This window comes from Staphylococcus sp. OJ82, from assembly GCF_000294465.1.
GTDB classification, from domain to species: domain Bacteria; phylum Bacillota; class Bacilli; order Staphylococcales; family Staphylococcaceae; genus Staphylococcus; species Staphylococcus equorum.
Genome location: NZ_ALPU01000001.1, coordinates 298,249 through 314,837, shown reverse-complemented (window position 1 = coordinate 314,837; position 16,589 = coordinate 298,249). Strand labels below are relative to the sequence as shown.

General features: G+C 31.7%; 10 protein-coding genes and 4 pseudogenes. 4 read left to right on the top strand and 10 right to left on the bottom strand.

Features of this window, described 5'->3' with window-relative positions; translation table 11 throughout:
• A protein-coding gene (locus SOJ_RS01445; RefSeq protein ID WP_156789155.1) for an IS3 family transposase occupies positions 1 to 1,130 on the bottom strand; the annotation gives its coding sequence in 2 pieces (ribosomal slippage) (positions 1 to 860 and positions 860 to 1,130; 1,131 coding nt annotated over the 2 pieces). This gene is flagged as partial in the annotation.
• Between the two features lie 345 nt (positions 1,131 to 1,475).
• On the opposite strand from SOJ_RS01445, the gene SOJ_RS01435 reads away from it, so the two are divergent.
• Together SOJ_RS01435 and SOJ_RS01430 are read left to right on the top strand one after the other, a co-directional pair.
• Positions 1,476 to 2,516, top strand: coding sequence for an NAD(P)-dependent alcohol dehydrogenase (locus SOJ_RS01435; RefSeq protein WP_002506279.1), 1,041 nt, complete (start codon positions 1,476 to 1,478; stop codon positions 2,514 to 2,516).
• 48 nt (positions 2,517 to 2,564) lie between these two features.
• Positions 2,565 to 3,041, top strand: a pseudogene (locus SOJ_RS01430) (nucleoside deaminase).
• A 373-nt stretch (positions 3,042 to 3,414) separates the two neighbouring features.
• On the opposite strand, the pseudogene isaB reads toward SOJ_RS01430, so the two are convergent.
• The 4 genes and pseudogenes from isaB to SOJ_RS01415 all read right to left on the bottom strand — a co-directional run bounded on the left by isaB (position 3,415) and on the right by SOJ_RS01415 (position 5,827).
• Positions 3,415 to 3,885, bottom strand: a pseudogene (isaB, locus tag SOJ_RS01425) (immunodominant staphylococcal antigen IsaB family protein).
• 378 nt (positions 3,886 to 4,263) lie between these two features.
• A pseudogene (locus tag SOJ_RS14830) lies at positions 4,264 to 4,411 on the bottom strand (NADP-dependent oxidoreductase); the annotation flags it as partial.
• Between the two features lie 45 nt (positions 4,412 to 4,456).
• Entirely contained in the window at positions 4,457 to 5,122 is a 666-nt protein-coding gene (locus tag SOJ_RS01420; protein ID WP_002506276.1) for an NAD(P)-binding oxidoreductase, read from the bottom strand.
• A 21-nt stretch (positions 5,123 to 5,143) separates the two neighbouring features.
• The gene (locus SOJ_RS01415) at positions 5,144 to 5,827 is read right to left on the bottom strand and encodes a type 1 glutamine amidotransferase domain-containing protein (protein ID WP_002506275.1); all 684 of its coding nucleotides are present in this window, start codon (positions 5,825 to 5,827) and stop codon (positions 5,144 to 5,146) included.
• A gap of 77 nt (positions 5,828 to 5,904) precedes the next feature.
• On the opposite strand from SOJ_RS01415, the gene SOJ_RS01410 reads away from it, so the two are divergent.
• On the top strand, positions 5,905 to 6,252 hold the full coding sequence (locus SOJ_RS01410) for a helix-turn-helix domain-containing protein (protein WP_002506274.1): 348 nt from the start codon (positions 5,905 to 5,907) through the stop codon (positions 6,250 to 6,252).
• A gap of 884 nt (positions 6,253 to 7,136) precedes the next feature.
• On the opposite strand, the gene SOJ_RS01405 is transcribed toward SOJ_RS01410, so the two are convergent.
• Together SOJ_RS01405 and SOJ_RS01400 are read right to left on the bottom strand one after the other, a co-directional pair.
• Positions 7,137 to 7,592 carry a MarR family winged helix-turn-helix transcriptional regulator gene (locus SOJ_RS01405; RefSeq protein WP_002506273.1) on the bottom strand — a complete coding sequence of 152 codons (456 nt, stop codon included), beginning with the start codon at positions 7,590 to 7,592 and terminating at the stop codon, positions 7,137 to 7,139.
• A gap of 85 nt (positions 7,593 to 7,677) precedes the next feature.
• The gene (locus SOJ_RS01400) at positions 7,678 to 10,527 is read right to left on the bottom strand and encodes a YhgE/Pip domain-containing protein (protein WP_002506272.1); all 2,850 of its coding nucleotides are present in this window, start codon (positions 10,525 to 10,527) and stop codon (positions 7,678 to 7,680) included.
• A gap of 218 nt (positions 10,528 to 10,745) precedes the next feature.
• Here SOJ_RS01400 and SOJ_RS01395 point away from each other — a divergent pair, with 218 nt between their 5' ends.
• Positions 10,746 to 12,863, top strand: coding sequence for an amidase domain-containing protein (locus SOJ_RS01395; protein ID WP_002506271.1), 2,118 nt, complete (start codon positions 10,746 to 10,748; stop codon positions 12,861 to 12,863).
• 164 nt (positions 12,864 to 13,027) lie between these two features.
• Here the strand turns inward: SOJ_RS01395 and SOJ_RS01390 are convergent, their stop codons facing one another.
• The 3 genes and pseudogenes from SOJ_RS01390 to SOJ_RS01380 all read right to left on the bottom strand — a co-directional run bounded on the left by SOJ_RS01390 (position 13,028) and on the right by SOJ_RS01380 (position 16,305).
• Positions 13,028 to 15,022, bottom strand: coding sequence for a GA module-containing protein (locus SOJ_RS01390; RefSeq protein WP_002506270.1), 1,995 nt, complete (start codon positions 15,020 to 15,022; stop codon positions 13,028 to 13,030).
• Between the two features lie 233 nt (positions 15,023 to 15,255).
• Positions 15,256 to 15,847: pseudogene (gene srtA / locus SOJ_RS01385) on the bottom strand (class A sortase SrtA).
• Between the two features lie 89 nt (positions 15,848 to 15,936).
• Positions 15,937 to 16,305, bottom strand: a complete 369-nt coding sequence (locus SOJ_RS01380; protein WP_037539358.1) for a LysM peptidoglycan-binding domain-containing protein — start codon at positions 16,303 to 16,305, stop codon at positions 15,937 to 15,939.
• Between the last annotated feature and the right edge of the window lie 284 nt (positions 16,306 to 16,589).

The following is a 16,589-nucleotide window of genomic DNA, read 5'->3' as shown; positions in this document are numbered from 1 at the left end:
TTTTCTGAATTCTATAGGAGATAAGTAGCCTAGCTTTTGTTGAATTCTAACTTTATTATAGTTTTCAATGTAATTTTCGACAATATCTATTACAATGTTATTAGAGCTTTTGAGCTCTTTGTTTAGATAGAATGTTTCGCACTTTAGCGAGGAATGGAAACATTCAATCGGGGCATTATCAGCTGGCGTTCCCTTACGGGACATGCTTCTGGTAATGCCTTTTTCTTCGCACAATTTATAATATTCATAAGATGTGTAAACACTGCCCTGATCACTATGGAGTATACAACTATCTGGAATTTCTAATTGATTCAATGTGTCGTTTACTAAACTTTGATTTTGATGATTATCTATCGTATAAGCAATTATTTCTCCGTTATACACGTCCATAATTGACGAAAGATATAACATTGTATTACCGAAAGGTAAATAAGTAATATCCGTTACAAGTGCTTCTAATGGACGGCTTGCGTTGAAATTTCTCTGTAGCAAATTATCTGTTTTATAAAATGGATTACCTGGTCTTTTAGATTTTTTAGGTTTAACGCGACAATTCAGCTCGTTTTCCTGCATAATTCTTTGTACTTTTTTATGGTTTACTTTTTTGACGCTATGTTTATTTAATTCGGCAGTTACTTTTCTATAACCATAGGTATAGTTGTGTTTACGACAAATATATTTTATTTTTTCTTCAACTGAATCTACTTCATAATTTTTAAGTTTCCAGCGGTAATAAGTAGATTCTGAGATATTAAAAACCCCTAATATTACCTTAACTGAATAACTTGATTTCAACGCATTAACCACTTGTATTATTACTTTTGGCGCCACTTCCTTTCCAATTCCTTGTACTTTTTTAAAACATCAATTTCAGCTTGTTGACGTTTAATTTCTAGTTTTAATTTATCTTCATTATTTAATTCTTCAATTCCTTTTCCATACGAATATTGTTTTCCGACTTGTTGATGAAACCTATTGCTTTCACCATCTCTATACCATTTCCACCATCTTTGTACTTGAGTTTTACTTTTAATACTTAAAGTTTCCATAATATGTTTAGTAGAATAACCTTGAATTTTCATTTCTATTACTTTGTTTTTAGTTTCTACTGAATACACTACTTTTTTCATAGAAAAAACACCTCCGAATAAATTCATTTTAATATGAATTCAACGAAAGTGTCTTTATTTTACTCTCACTTATTGGGTTCAGTTCATATAAGACGCGTTCTTTTTTATTTGGTAATTTTTGAATCAATATTAAATAGTTTTAAAATACTGGAAACAACCTTATCGATAGTTTCACTGTTTTATAAATGAATGCATATATTATTTACTCCAGATATTGTTTTTGTTCAGTCATAATTTTATGCGAAGTCATATTCATTGACCTAAAGTATACTTTAAGGTCTATTATGAACAGTGAAGAATATCAATAGAAATATTCTGAAGTACGAATAATGGAGGAATTAATATATGTTAAATGTTAAAGCTAGAGCTGTGAATAGTCCAGATTCTGATTTTTATGCTACAGAAATTAAAAGACGTGATCTTGATACACACGATATTTTAATAGAAATTAAATATGCAGGCATCTGCCATTCTGATATTCATACTGCACATGGAGAATGGGGTCCCGTTAATTACCCATTAGTGCCAGGTCATGAAATCGCAGGAATTGTTAAAGAAGTCGGTTCTGAAGTTAGTAAATATCAAATAGATGACCGTGTCGGCGTGGGTTGCATGGTAGACTCTTGTGGAGAATGTGTTCATTGTCAAAATGGCGAAGAACAATACTGTCTAAAAGGAAACGTCGGTACATATGCAGGTACAGACAGATATGGTGAACCAACTCAAGGTGGATACTCAACACATATCGTAGTACATGAAGATTTTGTATTACGTATTCCTGATAATATTGGTTTAGATGCTGCTGCACCATTACTTTGTGCTGGCATTACGACTTATTCACCTTTAAATCATTGGAATGCAAATGAAGATAAAAAGGTAGCAGTTATAGGTATGGGAGGACTTGGACACATGGCTGTTCAAATTGCACGTGCTATGGGTGCTGAAGTAACTGTATTATCAAGAACATTAAATAAAGAAGAAGATGGTTTGAAATTAGGTGCTTCACATTATTATGCAACAAGTGATGAAGCAACGTTTGAAACACTTGCAAGCTCATTTGACTTAATTATTAATACAGTAAGTGCGAATCTGAAATTAGATGACTACCTTAGATTATTAACACTAGATGGTACAATCGTTAATGTTGGGGCACCCGCAGAGCCTATATCATTACATGTAGCAAATTTAATAGGTCATCGTAGATCATTTGCTGGTTCAGCTATTGGTGGTATAAGAGAAACTCAGGAAATGTTAGATTTCTGTTCAAAACATAACATTGAACCTCAAATCGAATTAATTTCAGCTGACCAAATTGATGATGCCTATGAGAGAGTGTTAGCTTCAGATGTTAAATATCGTTTTGTAATTGATACAAGTACTATGTAATATTTTTAATGAATAATATTCATTTGTAATGACTAAGGAGGTTATTAGATGGTTAGTGAATCTGATATGACTTATTTAGAGAAATGTGTCGAATTAGCAGAACAGGCATTGAATAAGGGAGACGAACCATTTGGATCTATATTAGTGAGTTCTAATGGCAACATTTTATTTGAAGATCACAACCATGTTAGTGGTGGTGATCACACTAGACACCCTGAATTCGAAATAGCGAAATGGGCTGCTTAATCATTTAACACCAGAAGAGCGCAAGACAGCAACGGTTTACACTTCTGGGGAACACTGCCCGATGTGTGCCGCCGCTCATGGTTGGGTAGGTCTTGGAAGAATCGTTTATGCCAGTTCTTCTGAGCAATTAAATACATGGCTAAGTGACATTGGTGCACCACAATCACCAGTAAAAAGTTTACTATCCATCAAGTTATTGAAAATGCTGATGTCGATGGCCCAGTTCAAGAATTGGCAGAAAAAGTACACGTTTTACATTTAAAGTTACACACAAAATAGTTTGATTTCTTGCTAAGCTATTTTTAAAAACGCCTAAAATTGGATGAAAGTAATTCCCCACAATATTTTAAAGTATTGTGGGGTTTTTATGCCTAAATTAGTTGGTGTTGGTATTACCTGATTCAGAAAGATGAAACTTTACTTAACTACTTTTGATGCTAATTCATTCGATTTCACTTTTTTAATAATTCAAATCACCTAGGATAACTTTCTGCGTATCGGTTAATGATGCGGTTTTTTATATTGTTTTATCGTCAATCTTAAACATGTAAAATAACTTTTGAATTAAATGCAGTATAAATTAATTTAGGGAGCGAGACTACGATTCAAAATGAATTTTATCCCACTTCTCATACATGCTTAGTATCTCATTTTATTCACTAATGATTTGTCCTTTGATGACATAATCCTTTTGGTTAACAAAAAATCTCACATCTTTATCTTCAATTTTATAGATATATTCTTTACCTCAGGCTGATGTAGATGTATACTTTGCTTCACCGTAATGATTCAAAAATTCTTTTTTGCTCACTGACTTACGGTCTAATAAGAAGAAAACACCATTCGCTTTATGTTTAGAAACCCCGTAATATGTTGGATCGTATAAGTCTTTATTATTTTTAGTAATCTTGTAATTATTAATCTTGAAGTTAACAGCTTTTAGAGATGTTTTAAATTTCTTATCTAGAATAAAGTTACTTTGATGTGCTGTCTAACCTCTATAATTAAAAGAAGGTTTCACAGATTCTTGTGCATGTGCTTGAGTGACATTAAATAATTCGGGCGTTACAGAAAAGCTCAAAACTAAACTACTATCTAAAATAAATTTAGAAACTTTTTTCATAAAAACCCTCCTCATATTTGTCTTACAGGCCACATTATTACATTAATATTACAATGCCACAAAATAATTATATAAAAATATAAATTTTTTACTTCTTTTTACATTCATACACGCAATTTAACTTTTGATTTTCTTAGTTTAGAGACTTATCACTATAGACAAATTACAAAGTAAATGTTTGATATAATCATAATTAAACAAAGAGCGCATATACATTGCCATGCCCCATGTTGAGAATCATTTGATATACATTGATTTTAAGTGTAAATATAAAAAAATCGCCTGGAACAAAACGTAATGTTCCAGGCGTTGCTATGATAAGTCTTATAATAGTTTCGCGAGTGCGAACATGACAAATTGTAATTGCTCATCCACTTAGAAAGGTTGAATATTGCTTTTTGTATCATTCATTCTACCTCTCATGTAAGGATCTATAGATAAATAAATGGAGTCTACTTGAACTTCACCTACTTAAGGTTCTCGTGCTTCTATTGTTTCAAATCTAAATACAATGGTCTTGAGGGATACCTTATGGTAGTTTTGCAAGTACAATTTGTTGATTATTCATTTATTATTCCTCAAGATATTTAATCGTTGCGTCTGATAATGATAAATCACCATTAATGATTTGGAATTCGTGACCTTTTAATGTTTCATCAGTTAACACAGAAACAAGCACTTCTGCTACATCTTCTCTTGTAATAGACGGATTTTGTACATTTTCAAATTGCGCACTCATATTGAATTGTTGCGTTTCATGATCGTTAGTTAATGCGCCTGGATGCACGATGGTATATTTTAAATTTGCATGTCTTAAGTAGTCATCCGCATAATGTTTAGCAATAGTGTATGGTTTCAAGTCGCCTGACGCATCAAACGCTTCTCGACGTGAGTCGTACGTTGATACCATAATAAAGTGTTGATGACCGACGTGTTCACTTGCTTTAATTGCTTTCACTGCACCGTCTAAATCTACAATGATTGTTTGATCGTCACCTGTGCTCCCACCAGAACCAACGGAAAAAAGGATTTGATCATACGATTTAAATAATTCTATTAATTCATCAATAGATTGTTTTGCGACATCAATGTAAGTTGCATCGATACCATCTGCTTTTAAAGATTCAACTTGTTCTTCTTTTCTAACACCGGCAGTAAAATCAACATCTCGTGCTTTCAGTTTACGTATAAGATGTTGACCGACGCCACCATTAGCACCGATAATTATTGATTTCATGTGTATCGCTCCTTTATGAAATTATTGATTAGCTAAGATTTTTAAAGCGTGTTCAGCAACAGCATGTCCTGATTGAGGATTTTGACCAGTCACAATGCGACCATCTACGACTGCGAAATTGCTCCAGTCATCCTCTTTTTTAAAATGTGCACCGTTACTAATAAATTCGTCTTCTAATAAATATGGCATGTATTCAGTTGTACCATTTGCTTGTTCTTCACTATTTGTAAAACCAGTCACGTCTTTATGACGAACGAGGTAATCGCCATTTTCTTTAATGTCGAGTAGACCAGCCGCACCATGACATACAGAAGAGAGAACGCCTTGGTTATTGTAAATACTTAACGCAATGTCGTTAAGTTCTTTGTTATTTCTAAAATCCCAAATCGCACCATGTCCACCTGCAAAGTAAATGGCTTGATAGTCGCTAGAATTAACCTCTTTTGGAGATAACGTTTGTCCAAATTTGTTCATATAATCATGGTCCATATAGTATTCCCAGTCCTCAGCTCGCATCATTTCAGGGCTAAGACTGATAGGATCAAGAGGCACATATCCACCGTTCGGACTTACGAAATCAACATCATAACCTGCGTCATAGAAATCTTTCGCAAAGTGCGTAACCTCTGAGAACCACGCACCCGTAGGTCTGTCTATATTATCGTATTTTGCAATGTTTGTTACAACAATTAAAGCTTTTTTCATTGTATTTCCTCCTCATTCATGTTTATATAGAGTACAATATCAGTTAAACCTTGGTTTAAGAGAAAGGATATGCTTACATGAAACAATATTACATTGAATATGTCTCAGATTATTGCAATATACCTAAAAGCAAACTGCGTTATTACGAGAAAAAGAATATCTTGAAACACATCGACAGAGATAGAAATAACAAGCGTTTATACACAGACGACGATATCGAAATGATTAAATTTATCCAGTGCCTAAGCAATTTGAATATGCCATTAAAAGAAATCCGAAAAAACACAGACATGCTTTATCAAAACAAAATAGATGTCCCAAGCATTTTACGCGCACACCTAGAATTCTTGAACGAACAACGGAATTTGATCAGTACACATATCTACTTAATTGAACAAGAATTACAAACTGCCATGACCGAGTGACGAAGGAAAAGGGGGGTGTGAATTAAAAGAACGATGAGAAGAGTATGGAGAGTTAGTGAATGAATAAGCATAAGGAAGTTGTAGATTTTAAAGGTGGAGTGCGTAGATAAAGCACGATAGGTGGATAGGCAAAGCTAGAATGAGTCAGAAAATTGCGTCGGGTGGATAAGCTAGAATAGAATTAGTGGGCGATGGATGGATAGACTAGAACAGATTACACAAGCAATGGCGATGAAGGATAGGCATTGCTTGATTAAGGAAGTTTAACAGCAATTATTTTATTATTACTTAGTAATTTATGTGGCTTTGCAATTCTAATAAATTTATCTCCTAGAAACTGACGTGCATTATGAATAAAAGCAACTTGTGGATCTTTCGTAAGTTTATTGTTTATCTGTAAGTCCCTACTTTTTATTTGTGCTTTAATATGTTGATAATCTAATAAATCTTCACCTTTTTCTAAAAAGATATTTACAGGTTAAAGCTTACCTAAAAAAGTTTAATAGTCTTCACATCCACTTCTAAGTTAAGTACAACTTAATTTCTTGTTTTATTTATTATAGGGCTCTGCTTATCGATTTATGATGCGGTTTTTGGTTAATAAATAGCCGGTTTCAATATGAAACCAGCTAAACAAATTTTATGATTTTTATATATTGGGATAGTAACTACAATAATCTTTTAGCAATATGAACAGTAATTTTAGTATGAATGAATTAACTGATAGCAATCTACATGTATAATACAAATATGTAGAGGTTGGTTTCTTATAATAAATGACTCAATGTTCTTACTAATATGATTACGATTAATAAACGTTAAATTTTCATTTTTCAAATATCTAAGTTACAGCGGATACTTTAATTTAGTGAAATTAACTTACTCTAGTAGTACTTTTTTAAAAATGTCTTTTCAAAATTCATGAGCTGATACATAAATTTTTCAAAATCTTCTCTAACAAAACAACTTAACAAAAGTAACTTTATTTCTTTTGTTAAGTTTATTTTCATTTCTTTTAATAAGCGTTCTCCATTATGCGTCAAACTCACTAATTTAGTACGTTTATCATTCGAATAAACTCGTTGCACATAACCTTTGCTTTCTAACTTCTTAACACGTTTTGATGCAGCTGTCTTATAAGTACGTTGCTTATTTGCTAAGTCGTTAATCGATACTTTTTCATTATGCTGAATAAAATACATTGTTTCTATTTGTTCATAAGATAAGTAACGACCTGGTTCCAATTCTTTAACCATGTTAGTAATTGCTTTATTAATATTCGCTGTAGCATCATAGAATTGGTTAATTATTATTTCTAAGTTTCCCTCTTTATGCTCCATATTAACCTTCCTTACTAAACTATCGTTTTTCAACCATCATTGATTTTTTAAAAATTAAATATTACTTATTATAAGCATAATAACTTTATTCCATTACATCACTTTCTTCAGCTTTTTCAGTTGCTTTTCTCATCAGTGGATCAGTAATTGGTTTAAAGATAACACCAATTAATAAAAATCCTATACCAAATAATGAAAGTACCACTAATTTTTTAGTTAAAATTTCAGGTACAGGTCCTCCAACTGCTTCTCTTAAAGCATCTATTGAGTAGGAGAAAGGTAAATAAGGGTGAATTACTTGGAAGAACTCTGGTGTAACTTGGATTGGGAAGGTTCCACCACCACCTGCTATTTGTAGTACAAGGAAGATGATTGCAATTGCTTTCCCTGGATTTCCTAACAATGACACTAAAGTATATACAATTGAAATAAATACAAGTGATGAGAATACTGATATAGCAATAAACCATACAACAGATTCAACTTGCGCTTTCAGTATCACTATATCTCCAATTGATACGATGAGTGCTTGGATAATACCCAACATGTAAAACAACCCACTCTTTCCTAGATAAATTTCTCTTGTCGTTAGATGTGGCTCTAATGATTTATGTTTATTATCTGTCGTTAATAAACTTACTAGTAATAAAGCTCCTACCCATATTGCTAATGCTGTGTAAAATGGTGTGCTTGCTGAACCGTAGTCTTTCACAGGAAATATATCTTTTTGATCTATATTAATTGGATTTGCGATTACATTAGCTTGTTTTTTCAAATCATTTTTCAATAGGTCTACCATTTTATCCACTGCATCGTCGTCTTCAATCTCATCAAATAGTTTGTTCGCTTTAGCCAGATCTTTTTCAACATCTGGTAATTGATTACGTGCAAAATCTGCCAAATTGTGCAAGCTTTCTTTTGCACGTGGTTGATTTGTATCTAAAATATCTACCAAATTATCATAGCGATTAAACAGTGTAGGTATTGTATTGTTCACAGTTGCTGTTGTATCAGATAACTGTTGTTCTAAACCTGGCAAGTCATTTTCAATAAATGATGCTGCGTTAGAAACACTTTGTTTAAATTGTGGATAATAATTTTGAGCAATAGACATTGCATCCATATATCTTTGCTCAATGACTGGTAGTGCACTTTGAATCGTCTCAATTCTATCCTTACCAGTAGTTAAAATACTTTCTCCTGAATTTATAACTTGATCAATTGTGTTTAATTTCGATTGAACAGTTGATAGTTTTATATCGCCGTCATCTAATAATGACATCACATCATTAGATACATCTAATAATTTTTGGTTTAGTTCTGACTTAATATAGTTTCTTAAATCATCTAAGCTACTATTCACGCGTGGAATTTCTTTAAGTAATTCTACTGCTTCTTCTTTACCAGAACTTCCATTCGAAAGTGCTTCACTAAGTTGATTTTGTGTCTTAATTAAATTATTAATTCTATTATTTGCTGATTCTAATTCCTTAATCTCATCAGAAAGATCTACCTTTTCTCTATCTTCAAGCTCTGATAATATATCTATAAACTTTTGATTGGACTTACTTGTTACTTCAAGTCTAGATTTAATATTATCTAAAGTTTCTTTGAAATCTTTTGGCTTATCTGTAGATATAATACCGTAAGTGACATTTTTTAGCGCATTAATATCTTCTTGACTACTTTCCGCTTGTTTGTCGGTATAATTGGATAAAGATAATAATGATTTTGATAGTGAAGATTCCATTGCGCTTACATCTCCACTACTTATTGCTGTTCCATTTTGATTATTCCCAGCATTGTCGCTATTACCATTACTTATTTGCGAAGTTTTAATATTTGAATAACTATCTGACCCTTTAGAACTTTGCTGCTCAGTTTCAACATTTTCTTGTAATCGATTATTAGCATTTTGATTTGCTTCTTGTGCATTATCAACGACTTCTTGATAGCCTTCGACACGCTGTTGCACTGCAGGTAAATATCCTTGCGCTTCATTCAGGCCTTGTAACCCTGCGTCAACCCCTGCGCTTGCAAGGTCTACACCACGATTAATTTTTGGAAAAGCTTCTGGTACATCATTAGATGCAACATTCAAGGCATTTTCAATATTTGGCATGTAGTCATTTAATGCCAATATCAATTTAGCTCGCTCATTTAATGTCGGAATGGCCGCATTAACTTGGTTTAATTTATCTGCAGCATCTATAACCTCACCTTTATGATTTCCTAACGCTCTAAATTCATCAGCATAATTGTCAATTTCATCCTGATTTTCATCTAAATATATTATTTTATCAGCAACATCATTAATTTTGGGTATAGAATCATTAGCTTTAGATACTGCATCTTCAATTTTATTTATGGTTGGAATTTCTTCCTCAAGGTTCACGCCAAGTCGATTTGCTTCATCTAATAATGCTTTTGTTACTGTCTCATTAAATTGTTCATTTGCTTTTTGAACAATGGCACTCGTCCCTGCATTTGTCATTTTAGGCGCAATCGCATTAAGTTTTTGATTCACTTTGTATTCTACGTCTGCTTGCTGTGGGTTTTTTCGAAGTGTGCCGGTAATTTGGTGTGTAAACTTCTCTGGTATGTAAATGGCCGCGTAATAATCGCCCATCTTCAAATCATGATCGGCTTTTTTTCGACTTACAAATTGCCAATCAAAGTTATCATCTTTCTTTAGTTTATTAGTAATTTTATTGCCCACGTTCACATTTTTATCTTTAACTGTATCTCCCTTATCCTCATTTACAACAGCCACTTTAATATTTTTAGTATTACCGTATGGATCCCATGTCGCTTCTAAGTTAAACCAAGCATAAAAAGAAGGAAGAAGTGCTAAACCTCCTAAAATCACTAAAACAGCAGGCGTCTTAGCAATCTTTTTCAAATCCATTACAAATAATTTTATTGCGTTCTTCATTTATACACCTCTAAAACTGTATCTATTGATTTTTCTTACATAAATTTAAAATTACTATTTGTTAATTTCATATAAGTTGATATACTGAATGCATTAACAAAGTCTATCCATTTTATAGTTGATACGTATCAACTAAATCTAAGTCTATTTACAGTGTACCAAGACAAACCATAGTTTGTACATAGCAAAATAATATATTTTAGAAAAGAGGTATTTTCATGAAGCAACAAAAATTATTAGTCTGTTTGCTTTCAACTTCTTTACTTATTCCATCATTTTCTATCAACGATGTTAGTGCCGAATCTTTAGAAAAAAGTGCCACAACTTCTGAATCAAATGACGTGTATAAGGAAAAAGATGAGGAGCAAGCTAAGCAATCACATTCATCAAAAAATGGAAATGATGAAAAGAATAAAGCTAGTGATGAAAAGGAAAATAGTGAACGCAAGAGTAAGTTAAATAGTACAAAAGATGAAAGGACTACAGAAGATATTAATAATAAAAGACATAAAACTTCTGATAATGAATCATCCAACGAAAAAATACCAAGTTCATTTGAAAATTCATTTAATGATTCATCGTCTTATGATAGTTTGAATGTTTTCAAGCCAGAACCTTTTAGGAGTGACAAGGATGGGCTATCTGAATTATTAAATCAACTGTTCTCTAATAATAAAATGAAACAAACTTCTACTATAGAGAATAACGATGTACAAAACGAGAAGAATGACAGTCACAATGATAATACATCTATAGATCAAATAAATCCAAATACGACATATTCGGATGATAGTGACGAATCAAATACTAACAATTTAGAAAAGAATAGTGATAAGGGTTCACTACAAGATGACATTGATGATGTACAGTCATCGGAGAAGTCAGAGAACGATGATATAGATAATAAGTCTGAATCAAACAAACTTCCAGTTGATAAAAATCAAAAAAAAGATGATGGTGAGTCAAAACAATCCTCCCAACAAGATCAATCTTATGAAGAAGCAAATAATGATGCTGATGATCTAGACAACAAAGATAATGACACACCTGCTACTGAAAACGATAATGCCAACAGTGATAACGAAAATGCTGATAAATTAGATACAAAATCTGACGATAAAGTATTAGATGCAATTTTAGACGAGTATAGTGAAGATGCTAAAAATAATAAAAAACAATATGATGCTCAAAAAGATGATTTATCAAATGGAAATAGTAAAAGTAAGGAAAATAATTCTGAGAAACAGGCATCGAATACAAATGCTAACCCTCAATTACCTTCTGAATCACAATTAGCTAAAAAAGAAAAGCCAGCTCAATCATTTGAAAACGACATAAACCAATCAAACATCAGATCTACTGCAACTTTCCAACAATTGCCAAATTTATCGGATGGTAATAACAATTCTAACGATATAACAATTACTGAAAGTAAAAATACACGAGATTTTATTAAAACAGTTGCACAAGACGCTCACGACATAGGTCAAGATGAAGATATTTATGCATCTGTTATGATTGCCCAAGCCATATTAGAATCTGACTCAGGCACTAGCGATCTTGCTAGTTCACCACATTTCAATTTATTTGGAATAAAAGGAGCTTATGAAGGTCAGTCGGCTACATTTAATACACTCGAAGATAATGGCAACCATACGTTCCAAATTTCAGCAAACTTCCGTAGCTATCCAAGCAAAAAAGAATCATTGGAAGATTATGCCAATTTAATCAAACAGGGCATCGATGGTAATCAGGACATTTATAAACCAACATGGAAAAGTGAAGCTTATAGTTACCGTTCAGCAACAATGCATTTGGCTACCACATACGCGACTGATTCACAATACGCGGACAAATTAAATAGTATTATCAACCACTATGACTTAACACAGTTTGATAATAAAAAAATGCCTGATTTAGATAACTACAAAGCGAACAACGATGATTATGATTCAGCTTTCAAACCATTTTCAGAAACAACAAATGACTCTCCTTATCCTCATGGGCAATGTACATGGTATGTTTATAATCGCATGGCACAGTTCGACAAATATGTGAGTGGTGATTTAGGCGACGCACGAAACTGGAATAATCGAGCAGAAAGAAAAGATTATGCTGTTTCTTTAACACCAAAATCTCACACTGCCGTTGTATTTGAGGCAGGTCAACAAGGAGCAGACCAGATCTACGGTCATGTAGCTTTTGTAGAAAAAGTTAACGATGATGGTTCTATCGTTATATCAGAATCAAACATTAAAGGACTTGGTATCGTTTCTTATAGAACAATTGATGCAGATGCTGCAACTGAATTGAGTTACATTACAGGTAATAACTAGTAAATTTAAATATTACCTTTATTTTATTTATTAAAGTGTTTAATTTAACTTTTAATCATTCAAAATACAAATGCTCCATTCAAAGTGAACACTAGTAAGTGGAACTTTGAATGGAGCATTTTAAATATACTATATGAATTAACTCGTACTAAATACGTTATAATTTAATATTTACAATTTTTCGATTTATTTCGTTTGGTGAACCATATTAATCCACCACCTATAATGAAAAGTAGAATCCCTAATGGAATCGTTGATTTTTTTACTACTGTTCCTGTATCAGGTAAAGAAAAATCACCATTATTGTCAAATAAACCACTTAAAAAGCTACCCGAGGAATCACCTAGAGATAAAGCACGCCCAGGCGAAGGATTAGATATATCCTTAATTCCATCTAATATACTATTTCTATTGAATAAATCGTCAAATAGACTTGGTGTACCAAGTAATTTTGAATTTCCACTTAATTTTCGCATCTGTTCATCTCTGTCTAACAAACTCCCATCAAATTTATTTGATAAACTTGGCGTATATTTTAATGGTTCAAACAAACCATGCATATCATCTTTAAATTTACTTATATCTTTATCAGCCTTTAATAAATCATTCAACTCATTATTAATTCCCGATTTCATTAGATTTAATAAGTTATGCTTAGAATCTTCTTTTTTGGCAATAACGTCAGCAAGCGCTTTAGCTTTAGCATCATTTAATTTCGTAGCTAGCATTGTTTCTAAAGCTTTACGTTTATCATGAGATTGGTCCAATATATTTTCTAAAATATCATCGCTTGTAACATTGTCCCCAAAATGATGTTTGATTAAAGCTACAATTTGTTCGTTACTCGGATTTTTACGCATTATTTCACCAACGATTTTTGATGTATCTATATGATCAAATTTAGTTAATAGTATCGTTTTAATAAGTTCTTGCTTATCAGATGTTTTATCAAACATAGATTTTAAAATATCATCACTCGTAGTAGTAGATAAGTTATCTAACTCACTAACAACTTGACTCGCGATTTGTTGATCTGTTTTACCTTTTGTATCTATACGTTCTAAAATAGATTGTGCACTCTTTTCATCAAAAGTACCACTAACAATATCTTTTACAGCTTGTTCTTCATTATTTACAGATTGTAAATGATTTAATACAACGTCATTTTGTTTCTTTAGACTTTGTTGCGTTTTTTCTATTTCTTTTTTCAATTTTTCTTTGTTTTTAGCAGATATTGAGTCTCGTTCAGAAAGCTTTGAATCCAATATCTTTAAATTATTTTCTTTATTTTCGACATAATAATCTAAATTATCTTTTACTTTTGAATGGTTTGTCGTAACTTTATCGATGTCTTTTTTAATTTCGTATGATTGTTGCATTTGATTACTCTCAGTATTAGATGTATCTTTAAATGCTAAACCGTCTTGGTTGTTTTCTTTAACAGCGCTTTTGTCATTTTCTGAAGTTGTATTTTTATTTTCTTCACTATCATTCATATTTGCTATATCTTTACTTTCTTCATTTAGTTTACCCCTATCAACTAAATTGGAAAAATTAACACTATCATCAAACAAATGAGCTGTATCTTGCTTTGTATCTCTTTGATTTAAATTAGCATCAAACGTATTATCTTGCAGACCTTCTTGATCGAACAATTCATTACTATCTTGTTCTTCAATATGGTTAGACTTTTCTTTAACAGAAGAAGCTATATTTTTTTGACCATCTAACTCACTTTTTACACTTTCCTTATCTTCAGATACTTCCTTTTTGTCATTTTCAATTAAATGACTCTGCACTTTATTCTGTTCAATGATTTTATTATCAACCTTTTTTGCTTTCTTCAATATTGCTTCAACTTCTTCTGTACTTTTAGCTTTTATAATTTCTTTAATAGAAGCATCTTTCTGACTATCTTTAATGTTTTTTAGTTTATCAATTTTCTCTTTACCTTCTTGAATGCGTTTTTCTAGCGTATTTTCACTATTCGAATGTGTCTCAATATTTAAATCAGCCTTATCTTTTGCTTCTACTGATGGTGTTGAAGTCACACTATATCCCATTAAAGAAGTGCTAATAATGAGGGCCACACTAGAAAATTTAAATTGATGATTTAATCTGGTTTTATTATTTAAATTATTATACCTTAACTTTTTCATTAAATTCACCTTTCTTCTAATTATTCATCCTCATTATATAGGTTATATAAATTTATTCAAATAGCAATATTGAAATACTATCTCATTTAAAACAATAAATATTGTACAACTCAACTTTTAGCTTTATTTATTATAGGGTTCTGCGTATCGATTAATGATGCGGTTTTTATAATGATTAAACAAACCAAAGAAAGTGATTTACTTGTTAAGTTATCTATCAAAAGTTGTGATTATTACATTTCTTCTGCTACATAAATGGTGCGGTCTTCCCATTGGCCTGTTTCTTCATTATAATTATCACAGGTTATTAAAGTTAATTGTTTTTTTCTTTATCTTGTTCATCTAAAACATCTACGTCATCTGGCTTTACGTCAAATACTTTTGTTATGTGATACTTCCTTTTTTCGTCACCTACATTAAAATAAACTTTACTCCCTTTCTTAACTTCGGGTAAGTTTGTGAATTGATAATCACTTTGGTTTGTATTCGTATGACCTGCAATAGAGATATTTTGGTCGTCTAATGATTCGTCTTCTGTTGCTAAGCTAATACCTCGATCTAATTGTTTAGGTGTAGCAGCGCCAGGATATACAGGTGCTTTAATATCAGCATCTGGGATTGAGATGTACCCCACCATTTCAGATTTATCTTTAGGTATCTTCACTTTCTCATCATCTTTTGATTGTTTATTATAATTTTCTATTTTGTCTCATCATCTTGTTTAGAAAAATAATTTTCTATATATGGTTTTAAAAATAAAAAAATAGCAATAAGTATTAATAAAATACCAATAAACGTTAAAAGCCGACTTTGCCATCGTTTCATTACTATATCCCCTTAATAAAAAGGGAGACTAAGTTTTTATTATACTTAGTCTCCCTTTGAAATTTTAAATTTAAGCTTATTGTAACTTATTAATTTTGTTTTTTACGGCGTGTTCCTAATAAAAGTGCGCCAAGGCTTAATGCTAAACCACCAAATAATGACGTACCAAGCATAGAATCATTTTCACCAGTTTCAGGTAATTTGTCCATATGCTCTGTTGACCCATTTGATTCAGTGTTAGATGCTTCTTCAGTTATATAAAGTTTTTCGCCTGGATATATAACATCATTTACATTTAAGTCATTTACTTCGGCTAATGCTTCTGGTGTCATTCCATTTGATTCTGCTATTTCTGATAATGTTTGACCTGGTTGTACTATAACTGTTTCTTCGTTGCTTTCAGTACCTTCGTTGCTTTCAGTACCTTCGTTGCCTTCAGTTCTACTTTGAAAATTCATACTATCTTTAATTCTATTAAACACTTGTTTTGTGAATTAAATATGAACAAAATGTATAAAATACTCTTATTTGGTGAATATATGGAAATGATGAATTCGCTAATATTACTTTCATTACACAACTGTCTATTTTATCTATTACTGCATTAAGATAAATCTTGAATTTTGTTTGTTATAGAGCTTTGCGGCTCACTTATAATTAAAGTTTAAATGTCTTATTTTATTGGCTCTTATTCAATTAATATCATTATAAATATGCCACAACGTATATAAATTTACGTTGC

Coding starts and splice junctions, on each gene's coding strand:
- SOJ_RS01435 (WP_002506279.1), top strand. CDS start 1,476: ATGTTAAATGTTAAAGCTAGAGCTGTGAATAGTCCAGATTCTGATTTT.
- SOJ_RS01420 (WP_002506276.1), bottom strand. CDS start 5,122: ATGAAATCAATAATTATCGGTGCTAATGGTGGCGTCGGTCAACATCTT.
- SOJ_RS01415 (WP_002506275.1), bottom strand. CDS start 5,827: ATGAAAAAAGCTTTAATTGTTGTAACAAACATTGCAAAATACGATAAT.
- SOJ_RS01410 (WP_002506274.1), top strand. CDS start 5,905: ATGAAACAATATTACATTGAATATGTCTCAGATTATTGCAATATACCT.
- SOJ_RS01405 (WP_002506273.1), bottom strand. CDS start 7,592: ATGGAGCATAAAGAGGGAAACTTAGAAATAATAATTAACCAATTCTAT.
- SOJ_RS01400 (WP_002506272.1), bottom strand. CDS start 10,527: ATGAAGAACGCAATAAAATTATTTGTAATGGATTTGAAAAAGATTGCT.
- SOJ_RS01395 (WP_002506271.1), top strand. CDS start 10,746: ATGAAGCAACAAAAATTATTAGTCTGTTTGCTTTCAACTTCTTTACTT.
- SOJ_RS01390 (WP_002506270.1), bottom strand. CDS start 15,022: ATGAAAAAGTTAAGGTATAATAATTTAAATAATAAAACCAGATTAAAT.
- SOJ_RS01380 (WP_037539358.1), bottom strand. CDS start 16,305: ATGAATTTTCAAAGTAGAACTGAAGGCAACGAAGGTACTGAAAGCAAC.